The sequence below is a fragment of the Bacillus sp. MBGLi79 genome, assembly GCF_002953915.1.
Map to the genome: position 1 here is coordinate 3,923,618 of NZ_CP026521.1, position 1,850 is coordinate 3,925,467.

1 protein-coding gene and 1 pseudogene are annotated in these 1,850 nt (G+C 48.2%); both read right to left on the bottom strand.

Annotation, left to right across the window (positions count from 1 at the left end; genetic code table 11):
- Positions 1-642 (bottom strand): annotated as a pseudogene (gene eno, locus C1T29_RS20090) (phosphopyruvate hydratase); the annotation flags it as partial.
- A gap of 22 nt (positions 643-664) precedes the next feature.
- Positions 665-1,850, bottom strand: a 1,186-nt coding sequence (gene gpmI, locus C1T29_RS20095) for a 2,3-bisphosphoglycerate-independent phosphoglycerate mutase (RefSeq protein WP_208945540.1), incomplete at its 5' end; no start/stop codon positions are given.

Sequence of the window (1,850 nt, forward strand, 5' to 3'; positions counted from 1 at the left end):
AGAACCAAGGTTTGGAGCGAATCCGCCTTCATCACCTACAGCAGTGTTCATTCCTTTAGCAGAAAGAACTGATTTCAAGCTGTGGAAAATTTGTGCTCCCATGCGAAGTGCTTCGCGGAAGTTTTCCGCACCGACAGGCATGATCATGAATTCTTGAATGTCAACGTTGTTGTCCGCATGCTCTCCGCCGTTTACGATGTTCATCATCGGTACTGGGAGCGTTTTAGAGTTGAATCCTCCAAGGTATTGGTATAGAGGAATCTGTAAGAAATCCGCAGCTGCGCGGGCAACGGCCATTGATACGCCAAGGATGGCGTTGGCGCCGAGCTTGCCTTTATTTTCAGTTCCGTCAAGTTCGATCAGCAATTTGTCGATTGATACTTGCTCTGTCACATCAAAGCCGATAAGCTCAGGTGCGATGATTTCGTTTACGTTGTTAACGGCTGTTAAAACGCCTTTTCCAAGGTAGCGGTCTTTGTCGCCGTCGCGAAGCTCAACAGCTTCGTATTCACCAGTGGAAGCTCCGCTTGGAACAAGCGCGCGTCCAAAAGCTCCTGATTCAGTGTATACTTCAACTTCAACCGTCGGGTTACCGCGGGAGTCTAATACTTCACGTGCATAAACATCAACAATGTATGGCATGTTTGTTTCTCTCCTTTAAAGCTTATTTTTGAATTAATGACGATCCTGTCATTTCTTTCGGTTTTTCAACACCCAGCAAGTCTAAAAGAGTTGGCGCCAGATCCCCGAGGATTCCGCCTTCTCTTAATGTCACGCCTTCTTTTGTGACGATGACAGGAACCGGATTTGTCGTATGTGCGGTGTGCGGCTTGCCTTCTTCAGTAATCAGCACGTCTGCGTTACCGTGGTCGGCCGTAATAATCGCGTGGCCGCCTTTTGCAAGAATCGCATCAACGACTTCGCCGAGGCACTCGTCAACCGCTTCGATTGCTTTGACCGTCGGCTCGACTTTTCCTGAATGTCCGACCATGTCAGGGTTGGCAAAGTTGAGGATGATCGCGTTATGGTTTTCAGCCTCAATTTCTTTGACAAGCGCATCTTTTACTTCATATGCGCTCATTTCAGGTTTCAAGTCGTATGTTGCAACTTTAGGCGAGTCGATTAAGATTCGCTCTTCGCCAGGGAATTTCTCTTCGCGTCCGCCGCTCATAAAGAACGTAACGTGCGGATATTTTTCAGTTTCAGCGATGCGAAGCTGCTTCAACCCGTTTTGGGATAAAACTTCGCCGACTGTGTTGTCGAGATTGACCGGTTTGAATGCCACGTATCCGTCAACCGTTTCACTGAAATGTGTCAAGCAGACGAAATGAAGGTTTTTCGGATGCTTGTCTCCGCGGTCGAAATCGCGGAAGTCATCATTGGTGAACGTGTTGGAAATCTGGATCGCCCGGTCAGGTCTGAAGTTGTAGAAAATGACCGCATCGTTGTCCTTAATTGTCGCAACAGGCTCGCCGTTTTCTTTCGTGATGACGGAAGGAATGACGAATTCATCGTAAATTCCGTTTTCATAAGAATCTTTCACGACATCGAGCGGATTTTCATATTTCGGTCCTTCTCCGTATGCCATGGCGCGGTACGCTTTTTCGACACGGTCCCAGCGCTTGTCTCGGTCCATTGAATAATAGCGGCCTGACAATGTTGCGATCTCGCCGACGCCGATTTCTTCGATTTGCTCCTGAAGCTCTTTGATGTACTTCTCAGCTGTTTGCGGGCCTACATCGCGGCCGTCAAGGAAGCCGTGAATATAGACGTTTTCAACGCCTTCTTTTTTCGCAAGCTTCAAGAGTGCGTACAAATGTTGAATATGGCTGTGTACTCCGCCGTCAGAC